Below are 16,598 nucleotides of genomic sequence, written 5' to 3' on the forward strand. Positions count from 1 at the left end.
CTCTGCCTTTTTTAGCGTGTATCTCTTATGCCGCTTTTGCCGCGACTTCCGTCTCCGGACGTTTTATGACGGCATAAGCCAGCCCTGCCACCAGCGTACCGGCTACAATCGCCAGCAGGTATCCCAATACCGGCGTAATTGCGCCTGGGATAAGCAGAACAAACAGACCGCCATGCGGCGCCATCAATTTTGCGCCTACCGCCATAGAAATAGCCCCGGTCAACGCGCCGCCAACGATACAGCACGGTAGTACACGCATCGGATCGCGTGCGGCAAACGGAATAGCGCCTTCAGTGATAAAGCACAGCCCCAGTACCAACGCCGCTTTACCGCCCTCCTGCTGCGCTTTGTCGAACTTACGACGCGCCACCATCGTCGCCAGACCCAGCGCTAACGGCGGTACCATACCTGCGGCCATGATCGCCGCCATCGGCGCGTAAGTTTGCGTACTCAGCAGACCAACGCCAAACGCATACGCCGCTTTGTTCACCGGGCCGCCCATGTCGGTACACATCATCCCGCCGAGAATCGCGCCCAACAGCACCGCGTTTGCGGTCCCCATGGTTTGCAGCCAGTGGGTCAGCCCTTCCAGAATCCCGGCAACCGGTTTACCGATCAGGTAAATCATCGCCAGCCCCACCACCAGACTGGAAATTAACGGAATGATCAGGATCGGCTTCAGCGCTTCCATACTTTGCGGAAGTTTCAGTTTGGTACTGATAAGCTTCGCCATATACCCGGCAAGGAAGCCGGCAATGATCCCGCCGATAAAACCGGAACCGGTACTAACCGCCAGCATACCGCCAATCAGACCCGGCGTAAGGCCTGGACGATCCGCGATGGAGAAAGCGATATAACCCGCCAGTACCGGCACCATCAGCGCAAATGCCGAACCGCCGCCAATCTGCATCAGCGCCGCCGCCAGCGTGCCCGGCTCCTTAAAGGCTTCAATACCAAAGGCAAAGGAAAGCGCGATACACAGCCCCCCGGCAACCACCATAGGCAGCATGTAAGAAACGCCCGTCAACAGATGCCGATACGCGCCAGCGCTCTCTTTCTTCCCTTCGGTCGCCGCTTGCGATGCCTTACCCGCCGGTTGATACGGCGTCGCTTCCGCTACGGCTTTATCCAGCTCCTGCGCCGTCTTTTTCAGCGCCAGGCCGGTCGATGTGCGGTACATCGGGAGACCGGCAAACTTCGCCAGATCCACTTCGATATCCGCCGCCACAATCACTAAATCCGCTTCCGCCACCTCTTCCGGGGTGATGGCATTGCCGGCCCCCACGGAGCCGCGTGTCTCGACTTTTACCCACCAGCCGCGTTTTTTCGCTTCTGTTTCAATGGCTTCAGCCGCCATAAAAGTATGGGCGACGCCGGTCGGGCAGGCCGTTACCGCTACCACGCGTTTCGGACCGCCGCTCGCCGCAGGAGCAGCCGCAGCCGCAGCAGGGGCGTTGTAAGGGGTCGCATGGCTTTTGGCTTCACTCAGAAACAATTCCGGATGCGCGACGGCGCGACCAATATCCCCCAGCCAAACCTTTTTGCCGTTCAGAGCATTGTCGTTCGGCAGAGATTCGCCCAGCACGATCGCCAGCTCAGCATCATTCGGATTGTCGATAATTTCCAGATTTGCTTTATGCGCCGCCGCTCCAAGCAGGGTTTTCGCCATGTAAGCGCGAGCCTGGCCGAGATTAGCGTCAATTATCAGCAGCGTTTTCATTATGCCTCTCCTGCTGTCAGTTAAACGGTTGTAAGTCGACGCGCGCCATCATTGCGGCCAACTGAGGACGATCGGTAATACCTACATTGCTCTGGCTGACCGCCAGCGCGGCAACCGCCGTCGCCAGACGCAGCGTATGTTCGCTGGACTCGCGCATCAGCAGGCCGTAAATCAATCCGCCAACCATGGAATCGCCCGCGCCGACGGTACTTACCACGTCAACCGCCGGTGGTTTAGCGATCCATTCTCCCGAGGCGTTAACCCACAGCGCCCCTTCCGCTCCCAGCGAAATCACCACATGGGCGATCCCCTGTTCGCGTAACGCGTGCGCCGCATCAATCACATCTTTCATTTCCGGGAGCTTACGACCCGCCCAAATTTCCAGTTCGCGGCGATTCGGTTTCACCAGCCACGGCGCAGCTTTAAGACCAGCGACTAAGGCTTCACGGCTACTATCAAAGATAATGCATGGACACTGGCTGCGCAGACGCGTCATCCAGTCGGTGAACGCTTCCGGACTCACGCCAGCCGGTAAGCTACCGCTGACGCAGACCATATCGAACTGACCCAGCCAGCTCAGGGAGTCGTTAACAAAGCGTTCCCAGTCTGCAGGGGTCACGTCAAAGCCGGAAAAGTTGAAGTCGGTCACTTCGCCATCTTTTTCCGTCAGCTTCACGTTGATGCGGGTCCGTCCCTGAACCACCTGAAAGCGGTTAGCGATACCCAGTTCGCTGAACAATTGCTGAAAACCGTCCTGGTTATCTTTACCGAGGAAACCACCGACGGTGACGTCGATGCCTAAGTCTTTCAGCACCCTGGCAACGTTGATGCCTTTGCCCGCCGCGTGCAGGCCCGTGGTTTTCACCAGGTTCACTTCGCCGCGTTCAATTTCAGGACAAAACCCGACCAGATCATAAGCCGGATTAAGGGTGATGGTGGCGACACGTCTGCTCATTATGCACCCTCCCCGAGACCGGCGGCGATCGCATCGCCAATCGCTTTCAGCGCCTGTTCAGCATCTTCACCCTGCGCGGTAAAGCGCAGACGATGGCCTTTCTTCACGCCTAACGCCACCACTTTCATCAGACTACGTCCGTTTGCCGGCTTGCCGGTTCCATCAAGGTTTGTCACGGTAATTTCACTGTTAAATTGTTTAATCGTATTCACCAGCATGGTGCCCGGACGGGCATGGAGGCCATGCTCATTACGCACTACAAATTCCGCGCTCAGTACATCGTCAGTCAGCGCATCATCACTGGTCAGCAACGCCAGCAGCGTCGCGGCGTCCGCGTTCAGCAGACGATCGGCTTTATTGTCCAGCAACAGGTCGCCGAGGCGTTTTAACACGGCAATCGGCTGCTCGTCGTTCATCGCGACAGTGACTAATAAGGCCGCTTTTTCACCCTCTACGTCAAACGCCTGTGTCGCACGGCTTACTGCAACAGCGCTGCGCAAATTGCCTTCCGCGCTATCGTTCAGCCAGATGCCTTGTCCCAGATTCATCGGACTATCGTTAATCGTTTTTGCGACGAACGCGGCATCAACCGCTCCCGCCTCTTTCAAACGCGCCGCATTTAGCGCCTGCAATGTGACCAGCGAGCTGGCGATGACATCCAGCATCATCGTCTCGTTATCAAGTTTTAATTGTTCACTTTGCTTCTCGCCCATCAGCAATGCGCGCAGCTCTTCCGCCGTTGTCGCGGATTTCAACTGTTCAGCCACGGAGTCATCGCTCAACACATGCGTCAACTGACGCAGCAGGCCGAGGTGTTCGTCCGAACTGGCGGCAATACCAATCGCCACGTAGGCGACCTGACCTTCTCCCCAGGTAACGCCCTGCGGGAATTGAAAAACCTGCACGCCGGTTTTCAGCACCTGATCGCGCGTATCTGTTGTGCCATGGGGAATCGCAATACCATTGCCAAGAAAGGTCGAGGTTTGCTGTTCGCGCGCCAGCATACCGTCAACGTAGCCGCTCGCCACATTCCCCGCCTGCGCTAACGCGGCGGCGATTTGCCGAATAGCCTCTTCTTTATTTCCGGCCTGCTCGCCCGGATGAATGTCCTGAACCGATAACTGGAACATGTGTCTCCTCTCCTGCTGAATTGAAACGATTCAGCCAATATGAGAAAAAAGGCGCCAATCTGGCTTATCAAAAAAACAAGATAGCGCTGAAACGTTTCAATAAGTCTGGATCTTTCTGCTTCAGCACGCAAGAAAAGTTGCCGGGTTTATGGTGATTTTTTGAGGTATAGCACATTTTTTCCCCAATAAACGCTCAAGAGCTGACGCAAAAAAGGCTTCAGCTTTTTTCTTTCAGCTACCGTCAGCACGTACTGGTAACAAATTGAAATGCTATTTTGATTTTTCGTGTCGATTTTGATTCAGACACCTGTTTATTTTCTGACGGGCAGCGTAAACTCCGCCTCTCTTCACATCACTGATAAAGAAACATGCACAACAGTCCCGCCGCCGCTGCGCCTAAATCGTTCGACCTGACGTCTACCGCCTTTTTGATCGTGGCTTTTCTCACCGGTATTGCCGGTGCGTTACAGACGCCGACGCTCAGTATTTTTCTGACGGATGAGGTTCACGCCCGCCCCGGTATGGTGGGATTCTTTTTTACCGGCAGCGCGGTTATCGGCATTATCGTGAGCCAGTTTCTGGCGGGTCGCTCAGATAAAAAAGGCGATCGCAAAAAACTGATCGTTTTCTGTTGCGTGCTGGGCATGTTGGCCTGCGTGCTGTTTGCCTGGAACCGTAACTACTTTATTTTGCTGTTCATCGGGGTCTTTCTCAGTAGCTTCGGCTCTACCGCCAACCCGCAGATGTTTGCGCTGGCCCGTGAACATGCCGATCGTACCGGTCGTGAAGCGGTGATGTTCAGCTCAATCCTCCGCGCCCAGGTCTCATTGGCCTGGGTCATTGGGCCACCGCTGGCCTATGCGCTGGCGATGGGTTTTAGCTTTACGGTGATGTATTTGAGCGCGGCGGTAGCTTTTATCGTCTGCGGCGTCATGGTGTGGCTGTTTTTACCGTCAATGCGCAAAGATGCGCCGCTGGCAACCGACGTGCTGGAAGCGCCGCGTCGTAATCGCCGCGATACGCTGTTGCTGTTTGTCATCTGTACGCTAATGTGGGGGACTAACAGCCTGTATATCATTAATATGCCGCTGTTTATCATCAATGAGCTGCATCTTCCGGAAAAACTTGCAGGCGTGATGATGGGTACCGCAGCCGGGCTGGAGATTCCCACAATGCTGATTGCAGGTTACTTCGCCAAACGGTTGGGGAAACGCCTGTTAATGCGCATCGCTGTTGTCGCCGGATTGTGCTTTTATGCGGGTATGTTGCTGGCGCACGCGCCGGCGACGTTGCTCGGCTTGCAGTTGTTGAACGCGATTTACATTGGCATTCTCGGCGGAATTGGGATGCTCTATTTTCAGGATCTGATGCCGGGTCAGGCGGGTTCTGCTACCACTCTGTATACCAATACCATACGCGTCGGCTGGATCATTGCCGGTTCGCTGGCAGGAATAGCGGCAGAAATCTGGAATTACCATGCGGTCTTCTGGTTTGCGTTAGTGATGATTGTCGCCACAATGTTCTGCCTGGCGCGTATTAAAGATGTTTAACTCGCAAGCCTAATACTTTTGCTATTCGACGCATTTCAGCGCAGGGTTTATCTCTGCGCGATGTTCCCTACGCTGTCCTTCACTGTCTTTTTCTCAACACGATATTCTGTTAGCGCCCTTTTACATAAAAGAGTAGCTATTGAAAAAATGAAGCCCATCAGCCCGCAAAGGGCCAACACCAGGCGCATCTTATATTGTGGCGTAATAGCAACATCTATCACTTCAATGTTGGCATTATTTTTAACTGCCTCCGACAGCAATGATAGTTTTGCATATGTTTCCGTTTGTAACATATTTTTATGCAAACTATAGCGTTTAATATCACCATCATCGATATACCATGCCGCCATTTTATCAACGCTATTTCTCAGTGTGGAAATAATATTATTGATGCTTTCCTCTCTCCCCTGCGCCTTAAAAAGGATAAGTTGATTTTTCGCCTCGAAGCTTATTTTGTTTTTATACTCCGCAGGCAAAAAGCGGCTAAACCGATTAAGAATAACCGTTACTTTACATTGAATATCATTGATATAGCCGCATAACGCATAGGTAGCAGGCGTATCCAGATTGGGTTTAATTTTAATACTCACAACCCTGGTATCGTGTTGCAAGTTCACAAAAACATAACCAATGGCAACAAAAATAAGGGTAGTCATTACAATACTTAACCATTTTCTTATAAGAAAAAAAGAAACATCGACTAAATCAATTTCACTATTTTCACCCTGCATTTCACATCCCTTTTAAAACGCTAATTGTCAGCCAGGACACTAAAATAACAAAAAGCAACACCAGAGTAAAAATAAACGCCCTGGCTGCGAACGTATATTTCTTCATAAGATAAAACCTGTCCATAAGAATGTGAGTATTTTAAAAGAAAATAACAATACATTCACACTGGTTATATCGATCGGTGAAACCACCAATGATAGGTATAAACTATCGAATTTACAATATTGATCGTTGTGAATAATTAAAATCGATCGAAACCCCTTGCTTTAATAGCCAAAGGCTATCATATAAATAAAATTGATCGTTTTTGCTTTGTGTGGCAGCTTATTCAGTACACGTTCAGGCGCCGACGACCATGAGCGGCAGTATTTACCGCTTCAGAAGCCACGAAATAAGGGAAGCATGTATTACGCCATTTAACGGTAAAAGGAGGTAATTTGATGTTCAGCTTTTGCAGACTATTTCAGGATATAACGCAAACCCCTACGCGTTTACCAAAAGCGGTTTATCTCATGGTAAGGTTTGCTGTTCGAGTTCCAGCAAATAAATCATTGCCTCTTCCCGGGTCGTTAAACACATATCTCTTGCCGGTTGTAGGCCTGAACACACTTTTGGGCGTAAAGGTGAGCCAAAGATAAGGCACAAGTTATCTTCCGAAAGCTGCACGCATCGAGTATTCATCGGCTTGCCATTCGGCATTCCGGGTATCGGCGACGAAATTGAAGGCGCAATACAGCAAGCGCCACAACCGCTACGACAATCCATGCTCGATCCCTCTATTTATAACCAAATGAAAGATAACAGAATTTGCCCAAAGCAAAATCCAGACTTAAAATGTGGACGTCATCATGAGCAGGTCTGCTCTCAGACATTCCGGAAACAGAAGGGACAACACAGCGCATCCACCATCCGGGCGACATGCCATCGCGTATTCTCGTTGAACGCGGAGCTGAAGCGGGCGAACAGTATCACCTTTTTTGCCCCAGCAAAAGTGACAATTCCACTTGCCTGAACGGCCCGGCGCGAGTAGTTTGACGCGATATTTTAGATAATCTCTACAACAGGATCTCCTTGATGCCAAGAGCGAACGAAATCAAAAAGGGTATGGTACTGAACTACAACGGCAAGTTGCTGATTGTGAAAGATATCGATATTCAGTCGCCTACCGCCCGTGGCGCCGCCACACTGTATAAAATGCGTTTTTCCGATGTCCGCACCGGTCTGAAAGTGGAAGAACGTTTCAAAGGCGACGATATCGTTGATACCGTCACCCTGAGCCGTCGCGGCGTTGACTTTTCTTATGTCGATGGCAACGAATATGTGTTCATGGATAAAGAAGACTATACGCCGTATACCTTCACCAAAGATCAGATTGAAGAAGAGTTGCTGTTTATGCCTGAAGGCGGAATGCCGGATATGCAGGTTCTGACCTGGGACGGCCAACTGCTGGCGCTGGAGCTTCCGCAGACCGTGGATCTGGAAATCGTCGAAACCGCGCCGGGTATTAAAGGGGCGTCAGCCAGCGCACGTAACAAACCCGCTACCCTGAGCACCGGTCTGGTGATTCAGGTTCCCGAATACCTGAGCGCAGGTGAGAAAATCCGTATTCATATCGAAGAGCGCCGTTATATGGGACGCGCGGATTAAGTTTCGCGTTTTTCGGCTGCGCCCCAGGGCGCAGCCTGCCCCTTTTCTTTAGTGGTTTCGACAGTCAACGTCATCCATTAACAGTGATTGCAGATACTGCGCATCCTCGCGCATAAAATGCACCATCATCACTACGGCGAGAACATAAAATCCCCTGGCGTCCCGTTGCTGGCAGCTCGCCATAAAAAGCGGCGCCCAACACAGAATATGGTGTTGCAAAAAATAGTATTGCGTCGCCACTGGCGCTTCCCTGCTGACCTGTTCCGCCATTAACGCCAACTGAATCGCAATATGATCGGAGGCTTCATTTTCTCGTGGCGCCAGTTCTTGTTCCACCAGTAGCGCATTCATCTGCCGCCGCTCTTGCGCTGGCGTAGTATGAGGATAATGTCCGGCATACGGCGAGACGCCCACTGGCGGCGCCAACAAAAACAGCGAGGTGAAGTCTGCCGCCAGTTCTTGCGCCCGCGCTGCGCGCTGCAAAACGCGCGTCAGGCTACGTTCAAATCCTTTGATGTCGGAAGCCAGGCCAGGAATGGCGGAGAGCGAAGCAATCCAGACTCGGCTCTCCTGACTGCCAAGCGCGGCCAACTGCGCCTCACTCAGCTCCTGAAACAGCAGTTGCGAAAACCACTGATATATCGCCGCGCGCCGTGAGGTAAGAGGACTATGCCGCATTTTCGCCCTCCTCTTTTACCGTATCCGGACCGCCGAATCCCGTCACGTCAGGCGCCTGCGGCTGATAGCGTTCCACCTCCACCAAAACCGTGTGGGCAGATGGCCCCTGCGCCAGTTGCGACGTGGCGACGTCCGCGCTCAGAACATTGGGATCGCCGTAAGTACACAGCGTTCCCGCCTTGCCGCCTTTCTGCGGAGAATACCAGGCACCCTCGTGAATACGAATGACGCCGGGGACATAATCGGCGCTAATCACCACGCCCGCCAGCACCTGGCCGCGGTCATTAAAAACGCGCGCGATATCGCCGGCTTTCAGCCCGCGCGCCCGGGCATCCTGCTCACACATATAAAGCGGCTCCCGCCCTGCGACGGCGTACGTTTTGCGAAACGCGTCGCTGGAACAAAGTTGAGAATGAAGCCGTTTATCCGGATGGCAGGATTGCAGATGTAGCGGATATTTTGTTTTCGCTTTGCTGTGGCTGCGTTCGAACGGCTCCATCCAGACGGGATGCCCGGGACAATCCGCATAGCCAAATCCGGCTATCGTCTTACTGAAAATTTCGATTAATCCCGAAGGCGTTCCGAGCGGGTTCAGGTCAGGCTGCTCGCGAAACTCGCTATGGCGCACCCACGGCTGCCCCGCCGGATATTCAATGTAGCCTTCGCCCTGCCAGAAGCTGTCGAAATCCGGCAGAGTAACGCCCAGCGCCGCCCCGGTTTTCACCCCTTCATCATAAATAGCATTAATCCACTGCATTTCATCGCGATTTTCGCGGTACGCCGCCTCGCGATCGAAGCGTTTGCACAACCCGGCGAAAATATCAAAATCATGCCGCGCCTCGAATTGCGGTTTGACCACCTGATGCAACGCCATCAGACCTTTATTCGAATGCGTGCCGAACTGTTCAATATCATTACGTTCAAAGCGCGTAGTGACAGGCAATACGATGTCGGCGAAACGGCAGGAGGCGGTCCACTGATGGTCCAGCACCACCACCGTTTCCAGCTTCTCCCAGGCCTCAATCATACGGTTGCGATCCTGCTGCGCATGAAACGGATTCGCCGCGCTATAAATCGCCATTTTGATATCCGGGTAGGTTAATGTCTCTCCGTTAAAGGCGATTTTTTTACCCGGCGCCAGCAGACAATCGACAATTCGCGAAGTGGGAATATGTTCTGACGCGCCGCGAAAATCCGGCTTATATTTTGCCGCTGGCGGATTAGCAATACTGCCAAGCCCGGACAGCACCGGCCCCGCGGAAGTCACGGTCCCGCCGCCGTTATAGTGCCAGCCAAATCCAACGCCGCCGCCGGGCAGACCGATTTGTCCGACCATACTGGCAAGCACCACCAGCATCCACGGATACTGTTCGCCGTGATGCATCCGCTGTACGCACCAGCCGCCCATAAACTGCGTACGCCCACTGACCAATATGCGGGCGAAATCCCGGATGTTTTCCGCGCTCAGGCCGCAAATTTCCGCCGCCCACTGCGCATCTTTCGGTTGCTTATCCGTCGTTCCCAATAAATAAGGCAGGAACTGCTCAAAACCGACGGTGTAATCATTAATAAAATTCACATCGTAACGTTTCTCGACATACAGGGTGTGCGCTACCCCCAGCATCAGGGCGACATCCGTTTGCGGACGCAGCGGTAACTGTTCACAATTAAGATAGTTTTGCGTCTTGCTTCGCACCGGATCGACGCTAATCACGCGTATTTTTCCTTGCGCCACCGCCTCTTTTATCTGCGCCCAGTAGCCGAACGCATCGTGATCGGGCACCAGAAATTCGATCTGCAAATTTTTGATCGGATCACAGCCCCACAGCACAATAGTCTGGCTATGTTCAATCACCAGCGGCAGCGAGGTTTGTTGCTCATAAACTTCCAGTGAGCCAATGACATGCGGCAGAATCACCTGCGCTGCGGCCGCAGAATAGTCGCCAACAGTGGTCACATAGCTCCCATGTAGCCCCAGCCCTCTATCCATCGCTCCGCCAGCCTTATGATATTTCCCCACCATTTGCCAGTCGGCAAGGCCGGTAAACACGCCGGAAGATCCGTAGGTTTTTTGTACCCGCTCCAGCTCCTCATAAAAAAGATCTAACGCCCGATCCCAACTTACACGCACAAAACGATTATCGCCCCGCTGGCGACGATCGGATTTTTCACGCTGACGCAGCCAGTCAAGCCGGACCATCGGATAGCGAACGCGTGAAGGGTTATACACCACCTCGCGAACGGCGTTGAGCATATCGCAGGGATATTTATCCTGTTTGAATGGCCGGGTCGCAACCCACTCGCCATTCATCACTTTTGCTTCAAAAGCACCAAAATGCGAGCCGGACTGAATCCAGTGTTCAGGATTTTCACCGGCAGCCCACGCTTTTTTGATCAGCGGGGACGGCGCAAGCGCGCTGGCGGCGCCCACCGCCAGCATAGCGGTCAGAAAACGTCGACGCGACGCGTTAATCTCTTGGCTATCCATAACTTCTCCTCATTTTTTCTCGGATGTGGTCACATCGCTGGCATGGGTCTGGAGGTATTTCAGCAACGTGCGCTCTTCCACCGGGTTAAGCCGGTAATAGGTGGACATAGCTTTCAATCCGGCTATCCAGCCGTTGGCGGTATAACGGGTCGGCGGCGGCGTGCTATGGCAGGCGCTACAGGTGGATTGCAGCATTTGATCGGCATACTGCCAAAGCGGATCGACGTTATTGATAAATCCCGTTGCGGGACTCCAGGCGGTGACGCTCACCTGCTGCCACTGCTGATGAGATTCAGGATCGATCTGCGTTTGCAGCACTTTGACGTTGTCCATCAGCGTGGCATCCAGTACGGCGGAAAACACGCGCTTGCCCCTGAATTGGGTGATCACTCGCCCGCGGCCTTTACTTTCCCGCCAGCCGGTCACTTCCACCAGAAAGTCACCTTTCTCTCTTTTCAGTACTTTCACCGGCGTGGCCGGGAAAAGCAGAGCTTTCCCGACTGGCGCTCCGGGCGCGGCGGTAAGCGCGTTTTCACTTAGCGTGTACAGCGTGTCGGTATCCGCCTGGGCTTCACCCTGGCGTAGCAATTGTTGATAACGCTCGCGAAAACCGCTGCTCATATCCGGTTTGTGGTGCGCTATTCCTTTGTGACAATCGATACAATTGCTGTTTTTCGCCGCGGCAGCGGACATTTGCGCCGCGGCGTTAGCGGATTGCTTCGCGTGATCCATTGCCTCATAGCGATGACAGGATTTGCAGGTCGCCGAATTGTTGGCGCTCATCCGTTGCCATTCGCGCTGCGCCAGCTCCGCGCGTTTCCCGGCAAATTTTTCAGGCGTATCGATCGAAGGGGAGATAAAGGTGTGGTAAAGATCGTTTAACGCTTCGGTTTTACGCACCAGTGTCGGCACAATGCCGGGGGGAATATGGCAATCTTTGCACTCAGCACGCACGCCAGAGGCGTTACGAAAATGCGTACTGCTGCGATATTCCTCGCCGACGGTGCGCATTGCATGGCACGATAAACAAAACTCCGTCGTACTGGTGTAATGCACCCCCTGCCAGGTTCCCGCAATAACAAGCACCATCGCCGCCGCGCCGCCAAATCCCCACCATAGCGCGCTCTTTTTTATCCACGACATATCTGCCTCCATTATTTTAATACCGGCACGCTAAGCGATATTAAAAAACGAAAATAGAGACACCCGTGGTGAATGATAGGAACACGCTTCACACTATGAGGCGCATCAAAATAACCGGCTTGCGTAATTCGTAATATACCGTTAGCGCAATAATGAGGAATCTCTTATGCTGTCATTATCTCTGAACAGGGAAAGCACCACGCCGCTGCAATTACAAATATTTCAATATTATTTTCAGGCCATTCAGCACGGCGATTTACTTTGCGGCGATAAGCTTCCCTCCATTCGCGAACTGGCGCTGCGGTTAAATGTGGCGAAAATAACGGTGGTGATGGCTTATGAAAAATTAACGGCGGCAGGGTATATCAAAAGCCGACGAGGAATTGGCTATGAAGTTATCTTTACCGCCCCGTTACGCAGCATCCAGCCTGCTATGCTTTCTGTGACGGGCTCCCCTCCGCCTACCCCAGGGCCGCCAGGCGTAGCCAGCGACGTGTATAGCGAGCAAGGGCGGGAGATCTATTGCCGTATAGGCATTCCCGATCCTAACGCGTTTCCCTGGTCAAGCTGGCGCAAGTGGAATAATGTGCCGGCACTGCAAAAAGAACAATTAATGACCAGATATCATTCACCAAGTGGATTATTTTCACTCCGTGAACAAGTGGTTCGCTATCTTAATTTGTCCAGAGGTATTAATACCTCGCCGGACAATATCATTATTACCAATGGTATTCAGGAAGGACTCTCCCTTCTCAGCCAAATATTTATTCTACACCAGGCGCAGCAGCGGCAAGAAAAATGTCATATTGTGACGGAATCCCCTTGTTATTCCGGCGCCTGGCATCTTTTTAATTATTACGGCGCCGCCGTTACGCCTGTCGCAGTCGATCGACAAGGCATTTGTACCGATAAATTACCTGAATGTAACACCCAACTTTGTTACGTCACGCCAGCGCATCAGTATCCGCTGGGCTATACGCTTTCGTTGGCGCGGCGAGAGGCCTTGTTAAGCTGGGCGCTGCGCGTCGGCACTTATATTATTGAAGACGATTATGATGCGGTCTTCACATACAGCGATAATCCCTTGCCTGCGCTGAAAGCGATGGATTATCACGATCGGGTCATTTATACCGGCACCTTTTCTAAAACGCTGGGGCCAGGGGTGCGTCTTGGCTACCTCATCTGCCCGGACGCGCTGCTTCCCGCCCTGCAAAATATGAAAGCGCTGAGCAATAATGGCAGTCAGTGGCTGCTACAACAGTTTTTAGCGGAGCTGATGCAAAACCAGGTTTTTTATACTCACATCAGTAAACTGGCCTGCCAGTATGCCGCCCGCCAGGCGCTATTACGTACGGGCCTGACAACGCTTTTTAGCGAAGGGGAAATTGGCGGCGCATCCGCAGGGCTGCATCTGTCGTTGCGCATCCCGTGGCCCGCGGCGGTCGTCGCGCAGCTACGCCAGCGCTGTCTGCGCGCTGGTATTTGCTTCGATACGTTGATGGAGATAGAAAACGGCTCCGAAATCGCCTGGCGAAAAGAGAATCACGAAACAGTGATGCTTTTTGGCTTTGGCGGTCTGCCAATACAGCAAATCCGCAGGGTACTGGCTGTCCTGCAACAGGAAAGAGAAGCGTTAAAAAGTTAACATTTTCTGCTCTTAAGAGGGGAGAAGTACGACTTTGTCAACTCGCCTCTTCTCTTTTTCACATTTCTTCGCCAGGATTATTGAAAGTTGTTATGTTGTATCAATACTCTGGAGCTAACGTGACCAAAACCAATCTTATTACTGGATTTCTCGGTAGCGGAAAAACAACCTCTATCCTTCATTTATTAGCCCATAAAGATCCGGCTGAAAAGTGGGCCGTCCTGGTCAATGAATTTGGCGAAGTGGGTATTGACGGCGCGCTACTTGCCGACAGCGGCGCACTGCTAAAAGAGATCCCCGGCGGCTGCATGTGCTGCGTCAACGGGTTGCCTATGCAGGTGGGGCTCAACACGCTGCTGCGCCAGGGCAACCCTGACCGGTTGCTGATTGAACCGACCGGTCTGGGACACCCAAAACAGATTCTGGATTTATTGACTGCGCCGGTTTATGAGCCGTGGATTGATTTACGCGCCACGCTCTGCATCCTGGACCCTCGCCTGCTACTGGACCAACAGAGCGTCGCCAATGAAAATTTCCGCGATCAGCTCGCCTCAGCCGATATTATCATCGCCAATAAAACCGACCGAGCCACGGCGCAGAGCGATGCCGCCCTGCAACAGTGGTGGCAACAGTACGGCGGCGATCGTCAACTGATTCATGCCGAACATGGACAGATAGACGGTAAGCTTCTGGATTTACCGCGACAAAATCTGGCGAAACTGCCGGCCAGCGCCGCGCATTCTCACACTCATGCCAGTAAAAAAGGACTCGCCGCGCTAAATCTACCCGCACAGCAGCGCTGGCGACGCAGCCTCAATAGCGGACAGGGTCATCAGGCCTGCGGCTGGATTTTCGATGCCGATACCGTGTTTGACACCATTGGCCTACTCGAATGGGCGCGTCTGGCGCCGGTGGGCCGGGTGAAAGGCGTTATGCGCATACAAGAGGGGCTGGTACGCATCAATCGCCAGGGCGATGACCTGCACATCGAAACACAGAGCGTTGCGCCGCCGGACAGCCGGGTTGAACTTATCTCAAACACAGAAACCGACTGGAATACGTTACAGACGGCCTTGTTGAAGCTTCGTTTAGCGACGCACGCGTAAGGTTGCCACCGTTTAAAACTATGGCGAAATGACGATGAAAACCCGCTATCCCTTGATAATTCTACTTAATGTCGCCGGTCTGGCGCTGTTTTTGTCATGGTATCTTCCCGTCAATCACGGTTTCTGGTTCCCCATTGATTCTGGCATATTCCACTTCTTTAACCAGAAACTGGTGGAAAGCCACGCGTTCCTCTGGTGGGTCGCCATTACCAATAATCGAGCGTTTGACGGCTGTTCGCTGCTGGCGATGGGGGGGCTGATGCTCAGTTTCTGGCTGAAAGAAAGCGCGTCGGGTCGGCGGCGCATTGTGATAATCGGGTTGGTCATGCTGTTAACAGCGGTGCTGCTTAACCAGCTCGGTCAGGCGTTGATCCCCGTCAAGCGTGCCAGCCCAACGCTCTCTTTTGAGCATATTTATCGCGTCAGCGAGTTGCTGCACATCCCGACAAAAGACGCGTCAAAAGATAGTTTCCCGGGCGATCACGGTATGATGCTGCTGATATTTTCCGCCTTTATGCTGCGTTATTTCGGCAAAATAGCGGGGATTATCGCCCTTATTATATTTGTGGTTTTCGCGTTTCCGCGCGTTATGATTGGCGCTCACTGGTTCACCGATATTGCGGTCGGTTCGCTCACGGTTATTTTGATTGGCCTCCCCTGGTGGCTGATGACCCCGCTCAGCGACCGGGCGATAGCGCTTTTTGAGAACTATCTTCCGGGCGGAAATAAACAAATTTTAAACAAATAGCCCGTGTAATTAACATTACCTTCAGCGATACTTTTGCATCGTTGAAGGTAATTTATGATGATCCCTCCCGCCCATCATCTTTTGGTCATATTATTCCTCTGCAAAATGAACAGGCTGCCCACTTTTTAAACGATTTGCGCTTAATTTGACCAGTACTGATGGCTCACTTTTCGTATCATAAATTCTTATAAAAAATCACGCGAAATCGCTCGCAATGACAACAACGATCGGGTAATCTCAAATCCGTTTTGCCTCGCCAGATAATTATTCTCATTGCGAATAAATTTGTGCGTTCCGCCACAGATTTGTGCTCAAAGAATTGTCTCAAGCTGTGCAGGTAATTAGTCTCATCACGTTTGGCATTTTTATAACGATATTTATCGTTAAGGACTTCAAGGGAAAACAAACAACATGGTCAAATCTCAACCGATTTTGAGATATATCTTGCGCGGGATTCCCGCGATTGCAGTTGCGGTTCTGCTTTCTGCTTGTAGCACGACCACCAATACCGCAAAGAATATGCATTCTGAGACGCATGCTGTGGGCAATAGCGATAGCTCTTCACTGCAAGCCTCTCAGGATGAATTTGAAAGCATGGTGCGTAACCTCGACGTTAAGTCGCGGATTATGGATCAGTATGCTGACTGGAAAGGCGTGCGTTATCGCCTGGGCGGCAGCACTAAGAAAGGCGTCGACTGTTCCAGCTTTGTACAACGCACCTTCCGGGAACAGTTTGGTTTAGAGCTTCCGCGCTCAACCTATGAACAGCAGGAAATGGGCAAAGCAGTGTCACGCAACAACCTGCGTACGGGCGATCTGGTTCTGTTCCGCGCCGGCTCCACTGGTCGTCATGTCGGTATTTATATCGGCAATAACCAGTTTGTCCATGCGTCTACCAGTAGCGGCGTCATTATCTCCAGTATGAACGAACCGTACTGGAAAAAACGTTACAACGAAGCGCGTCGAGTTCTGAGCCGCAGTTAATCTTCGTCAGGCAGCACTTCCCTTGGCTTACCTGATGAGACGATATCAAAAGCACTGCTTCGGCAGTGCTTT

At 52.4% G+C, this 16,598-nt stretch carries 15 protein-coding genes; 6 read left to right on the forward strand and 9 right to left on the reverse strand.

Annotation, left to right across the window (positions count from 1 at the left end; genetic code table 11):
- Positions 1 to 25: 25 nt before the first annotated feature.
- Genes fruA through fruB form a run of 3 tightly spaced genes read right to left on the reverse strand, consistent with a single transcriptional unit; the run spans position 26 to position 3,805 of the window.
- Positions 26 to 1,720 carry a PTS fructose transporter subunit IIBC gene (gene fruA / locus F4V72_RS19315; RefSeq protein WP_136058183.1) on the reverse strand — a complete coding sequence of 565 codons (1,695 nt, stop codon included), beginning with the start codon at positions 1,718 to 1,720 and terminating at the stop codon, positions 26 to 28.
- A 16-nt stretch (positions 1,721 to 1,736) separates the two neighbouring features.
- Positions 1,737 to 2,675, reverse strand: a complete 939-nt coding sequence (gene fruK, locus F4V72_RS19320; RefSeq protein WP_023248338.1) for a 1-phosphofructokinase — start codon at positions 2,673 to 2,675, stop codon at positions 1,737 to 1,739.
- A complete protein-coding gene (fruB, locus tag F4V72_RS19325; protein WP_023248339.1) occupies positions 2,675 to 3,805 on the reverse strand; it encodes a fused PTS fructose transporter subunit IIA/HPr protein in 1,131 nt (376 codons plus the stop codon). Before fruB ends, fruK begins: the two co-directional genes overlap by 1 nt.
- Positions 3,806 to 4,173: 368 nt before the next feature.
- Between fruB and setB the strand changes: the two genes are divergently transcribed.
- Positions 4,174 to 5,355 carry a sugar efflux transporter SetB gene (gene setB / locus F4V72_RS19330; RefSeq protein WP_000551941.1) on the forward strand — a complete coding sequence of 394 codons (1,182 nt, stop codon included), beginning with the start codon at positions 4,174 to 4,176 and terminating at the stop codon, positions 5,353 to 5,355.
- Positions 5,356 to 5,402: 47 nt separating this feature from the next.
- On the opposite strand, the gene F4V72_RS19335 is transcribed toward setB, so the two are convergent.
- The 3 genes from F4V72_RS19335 to F4V72_RS19345 all read right to left on the reverse strand — a co-directional run bounded on the left by F4V72_RS19335 (position 5,403) and on the right by F4V72_RS19345 (position 6,852).
- Positions 5,403 to 6,086, reverse strand: coding sequence for a GNVR domain-containing protein (locus F4V72_RS19335; protein ID WP_023248341.1), 684 nt, complete (start codon positions 6,084 to 6,086; stop codon positions 5,403 to 5,405).
- A 1-nt stretch (position 6,087) separates the two neighbouring features.
- Entirely contained in the window at positions 6,088 to 6,210 is a 123-nt protein-coding gene (locus F4V72_RS19340) for a hypothetical protein (RefSeq protein WP_023248342.1), read from the reverse strand.
- Positions 6,211 to 6,597: 387 nt separating this feature from the next.
- Positions 6,598 to 6,852: a YkgJ family cysteine cluster protein gene (locus F4V72_RS19345; RefSeq protein ID WP_023248343.1), complete on the reverse strand. Its 255-nt coding sequence runs from the start codon at positions 6,850 to 6,852 to the stop codon at positions 6,598 to 6,600.
- A gap of 309 nt (positions 6,853 to 7,161) precedes the next feature.
- Between F4V72_RS19345 and yeiP the strand changes: the two genes are divergently transcribed.
- On the forward strand, positions 7,162 to 7,734 hold the full coding sequence (yeiP, locus tag F4V72_RS19350; protein ID WP_001136822.1) for an elongation factor P-like protein YeiP: 573 nt from the start codon (positions 7,162 to 7,164) through the stop codon (positions 7,732 to 7,734).
- A 48-nt stretch (positions 7,735 to 7,782) separates the two neighbouring features.
- Here the strand turns inward: yeiP and torD are convergent, their stop codons facing one another.
- The 3 genes from torD to torC are packed head-to-tail and all read right to left on the reverse strand — an operon-like array spanning position 7,783 to position 12,043.
- Positions 7,783 to 8,412, reverse strand: coding sequence for a molecular chaperone TorD (gene torD / locus F4V72_RS19355; RefSeq protein ID WP_136058182.1), 630 nt, complete (start codon positions 8,410 to 8,412; stop codon positions 7,783 to 7,785).
- Complete coding sequence (gene torA, locus F4V72_RS19360; RefSeq protein ID WP_063390626.1) at positions 8,402 to 10,900, reverse strand: trimethylamine-N-oxide reductase TorA; 2,499 nt, start codon at positions 10,898 to 10,900, stop codon at positions 8,402 to 8,404. The genes torD and torA overlap by 11 nt, the downstream gene beginning before the upstream one ends.
- A gap of 9 nt (positions 10,901 to 10,909) precedes the next feature.
- Entirely contained in the window at positions 10,910 to 12,043 is a 1,134-nt protein-coding gene (torC, locus tag F4V72_RS19365) for a pentaheme c-type cytochrome TorC (RefSeq protein WP_023248346.1), read from the reverse strand.
- Positions 12,044 to 12,209: 166 nt separating this feature from the next.
- On the opposite strand from torC, the gene F4V72_RS19370 reads away from it, so the two are divergent.
- The 4 genes from F4V72_RS19370 to mepS all read left to right on the forward strand — a co-directional run bounded on the left by F4V72_RS19370 (position 12,210) and on the right by mepS (position 16,526).
- A complete protein-coding gene (locus F4V72_RS19370; RefSeq protein ID WP_053510483.1) occupies positions 12,210 to 13,688 on the forward strand; it encodes a PLP-dependent aminotransferase family protein in 1,479 nt (492 codons plus the stop codon).
- A 119-nt stretch (positions 13,689 to 13,807) separates the two neighbouring features.
- On the forward strand, positions 13,808 to 14,794 hold the full coding sequence (locus F4V72_RS19375; RefSeq protein WP_023248348.1) for a CobW family GTP-binding protein: 987 nt from the start codon (positions 13,808 to 13,810) through the stop codon (positions 14,792 to 14,794).
- 28 nt (positions 14,795 to 14,822) lie between these two features.
- Positions 14,823 to 15,542, forward strand: coding sequence for a phosphatase PAP2 family protein (locus F4V72_RS19380; RefSeq protein ID WP_136058181.1), 720 nt, complete (start codon positions 14,823 to 14,825; stop codon positions 15,540 to 15,542).
- A gap of 411 nt (positions 15,543 to 15,953) precedes the next feature.
- Positions 15,954 to 16,526, forward strand: coding sequence for a bifunctional murein DD-endopeptidase/murein LD-carboxypeptidase (mepS, locus tag F4V72_RS19385; RefSeq protein WP_053510488.1), 573 nt, complete (start codon positions 15,954 to 15,956; stop codon positions 16,524 to 16,526).
- Positions 16,527 to 16,598 lie beyond the last annotated feature (72 nt).

It is taken from the genome of Salmonella enterica subsp. diarizonae (genome assembly GCF_008692785.1).
GTDB classification, from domain to species: Bacteria; Pseudomonadota; Gammaproteobacteria; order Enterobacterales; family Enterobacteriaceae; genus Salmonella; species Salmonella diarizonae.